Annotated in this window: 1 protein-coding gene; it reads right to left on the bottom strand. The window is 32.9% G+C overall.

Translation table 11 applies throughout. The annotated features are described in order from the left end of the window. Window positions 1-1,687: 1,687 nt before the first annotated feature. Window positions 1,688-4,109 (bottom strand): type ISP restriction/modification enzyme (locus tag ACFIMX_RS01995; protein ID WP_375693946.1); only part of this gene is annotated, 2,422 nt, incomplete at its 5' end.

Genomic DNA, 4,109 nt, shown 5'->3' with positions numbered 1-4,109 from the left:
TCCAAAATCTCTTAAAGCACGTATACGGTATAATATGAGACCAGTCACAAAATCCATTTCGCCAGTAAACTCATATTTTTTTGATGTTTTTTTCTTATTAACGGGGGTGTTTTTTACTATAGCATTCATAGCTAATTCCTTATCATTAAAATTGTTTGTTATTGACGACCCTAAGAGCGTCGGGCGCTAACAAACACGGTGATAAGTCCGTCGTCACACTTTTCTCATAAGAGTATTGTATGGTGTGACTACACCCGACAAAATCATTATATGCCAATCACAGCACAAAAGATAGCCAGTTTTAAAAGGTTTTGGAAAGGCTGTATCGTAACCTGTCCGCTTATCATAAGTGTTTGTTAAGCACTTGATTATTTATATAACAAAATACGTATTTATTGTCAAATAATATTTTATCTTTTTTGATATTTTTTCGTATTTTTTTAAATGCATTGTGTATTAATGTTATCATGTTCTTATGAATTGCTTCTTTTATATTTATGCGCTTTTAATTCTATATTAGAGGCTTTCTGNATTTATGCGCTTTTAATTCTATATTAGAGGCTTTCTGAAACGATTGTGTTCTTTTTTGAATCTATACATTTATAATATTTAAAAACGCTCTCATAATGCGTTTTTTTATCTTTATAACCTATCAATTTTTTTTACTAAATGAATTTAAAATTTTTTGTGAATTTTGTTTATAACACATTTGCAAATTAACAGCTTTTTATAGAGATGGTCTTTATAACCAACGCATTCATTATGATTACAAAACCTTGCTGTTTTTACGCATTCTTTATAACTGTTATGTTCTTTATAGCCATGGCATCATCTTTCATTTTCATAAGAGAAACGGTAAATAGGATATATGATGCGATTTATAGACTGTTATGGAAATATCTAAAGAGAGATTGATAATTATAGAGATTAGAAAAATCCCTTTTAATAGGCTTTTGTTATTTTGATTAGTTCTTTTTAAAAGATAAAATTATATTTTTAGTGAGTGATTAAAGCGTGTCTTATGAAAAGCGTATGAAAGTAAAAACTGATTACGTTATCAAAATCCTTTTTATGAATTTTTATCAGTTCTTTTGAAGATATAAACTTATGATTTTAGAGAATTGATTACAACGTGCTTTATGAAAGCATGTGACCCTTTAAAACCTTTCAAAAGATAGCTTATAACTCATAAGAGATGCTATCAAGATCATTATGGTTATGAGTTTTGACGGGGTTTTGAGTTTTGAGGGTTGCTGCTATTATGTAAAAAAACGATAAAAAGTAAAAACATTATATTTCAATAGGTTAATATTTTATAGACCTTAAAAAAACAACCCATATTGATAATACAACCTCTAAATTCAATCAATAATATACGTTTTGAGGGGGTTTTGACGGTTTTTACACCTTCAAAACCTATAAGCAAAATGAATATATATAACTCTCTTTAAACAAAGCTTTTGAAAACAATAAAGCACTCATGTTAGATTACGGTATAATCTTTTAAAGGCAATCCAAATAAGAGTATCTAAAAGTGCAAATGATTTCTTTTTAGAATAACGCATGATAAATTATCCTTTTAAAAATTATATGTAAGCAATGTATAAAGGGGTATAGAACCTATAGGTATAAGACCTTATACCCCTTATGAGTTTATCATACCCATTATGTGAGCATGTTTTATAAGTTATTCAGTTTCTTTAATTTCTAATTTTGGTAGATTTTTTACGATTTTCATTGTTTCTAAACTTACGGTAATAACCCTTTGAAATAACTCTAGAGGGTAGGCAGGATTGCCAACGGTTTCAACAGCGTAGCGATTGGCATCATTCACAATGCCACTCTTTTTATCTGTCTTTACACATTGACGCCCCATAACCCATTCAAGAGCGGGCTTGCCATTGACGATATACTCATAAGCTTCAAGAGGGATATCTGTTATTGTGATATTGCTATTGTAAATGACAGTTGATTTATCCTTTTCGGATTTTCCTTTCTCTTTAGCTGCTTTTGCGAATTTCATTTCAGTTACATAATAGAATTTTTCGGGATTAGAAATCTTTGTAACTTTTGGATTACCCTTTTTAAAGGTCACGGGGTAAGGCTCTACATCTTCATAATTCACGTGCAAATGACCCAGTTCACGCCCTGCTGTTACAAATTTCCAAAAATCATCAGCACTCTTTACGCAAGGGATACGAGGCAGTTCTTTGCATAAATTATCAGCATAACGAGAGCGATAATCTTCTGAATGAAGCAAACCGTAAACATAATAGAATAGATCATCTTTTGTTATGGTTTCATTAGGATAAGCAGCTTTAAAATGGTCTAGACCTTCATCAGTAATAGCATCATGCCTCTGTAAACCAGCTGTTTTGCTTTCTTCTGTAAATAAATGGGATTGTTTCTCACTTTTACTTTTTGAAACCGTAGCATCTTCATAGATATACCTTGGAAAGCATTGACCTTTTTCCATTGAGTCAGAGTTAGGTAAATTCTTATACATAAGTGCAGAAAAACCACATCTTGCTCCTATGCCTGTAATTTGTATTACTTTATTTTCGACTACTTGCTCCATCGGAAATATACGCGACATTTGAAAAACTCTATGATTAAAAACACGGTTGTAATAGAGCCATTGCTTTGTAAAGGGACGATAAAGACTTTGAACTAAACAATTACTTTCAAATTCGGAAAATTTGCCTCTTACAAACTCTTCTTTTAGACTACTACTCCAACTAATTTTTTTCGCATCAGAGTTTACGAAATTATCTACAGCATTTTTACGTATTCTGCGATCAACATGTCCATAAGCATTATTAAAACGTTCTACTTCACTATTATAGAACGCAATCGTATTGTGCATATTCTTTGCTAATATTTTACGGCTTGAGTTGTATGCCCAAGCATCACGACTGGTTTGTACACCGCAAGAAAACGCTGTAAAGAACTTTTTACTATGACCTTTCTTAACACCCAAGGCTAGAAATGTTTCAAAACTTTCATCACGTTGATTAACCCAATCACCATATTCATCTGGTGTAATCATTTGCCAGCTTTGTTTACGTGTAATACCTCCAACACTACCAAAGTATTGAAGCATCTCAAGTTTTTTTTCGGTGGAAAGATTATCTCCAATATCATGATAATAAATTTTACAAGGTCCAATAGCATTGGGATTTTTGATAAATAGCGTTACCGCAATACCCGTCATACTACCATTGCCGAAAATATTTTCACCTTCTTTAGCATTTCCATTGCTTAACATATTTTTACGTATATCTCCCCGTAAATTAAGTACATAAATACTCGTAAATTCTTTGGCTAAAGATTTTCGTAAACTGTCCATCGTTGATTTTTCTACGTAACCAGAACCAGAAACAAAGCCGATTACCCCAGCATTATCAATACGGTCACTAGCCCAACGAATGGCACGGATATAACTATCATAAAGGCTTCGTATATTGGTTGCTTTCGATTGAACGGCATATGTCTCACGAATACGGTTATCGAGTATAGGATAGGAGGTGTTTTTTGCATTGTCGTTTTCGTTCTTTTGTCCCATAGAATAAGGGGGATTGCCAAAGATAACTTTAATATCCAGTTTCTTTTGATGCTCTAAATATTCACTGTTTTCTTTAAACAATTCCTGTAGCAGGCTCTTCTCTTCAAGCATCCGAAACGTATCAGTCAAACCAATATGCTTAAAGGGAATATATTCACCTTTCATGATACTATGATAAGTCGATTCAATGTTAATCGCTGCTATGTAATAAGCGAGTAAGACAATCTCATTGGCATGGATATCATGACGGAATTTATATTCCATATCCTCTGGTTTGATGAGATTGGATTGTAAAAGCCTTGTGATAAAGGTACCCGTTCCCGTGAAAGGGTCAAGAATAGAGACACCCCGTGACCCTAAGCTTTTTCCAAATTCATTCCGCAATACATCATCAACAGAATGAATGATAAAATCAACAACCTCAACGGGCGTATAAACAATCCCAAGCCTATCTGTTGTCTTTTTAAATGCCTTGGAAAAGAAATCCTCGTAAAGTTTGATAATAAGGTTTTGTCTTGCTTGGGGTTCGGTAATCCCAGAGGCG

Origin of the sequence: Bartonella sp. AD24XZML, from assembly GCF_042196485.1 — a bacterium.
In the GTDB taxonomy this organism is placed as follows: Bacteria; Pseudomonadota; Alphaproteobacteria; order Rhizobiales; family Rhizobiaceae; genus Bartonella.
This window is presented reverse-complemented; position numbering and strand designations above follow the sequence as displayed.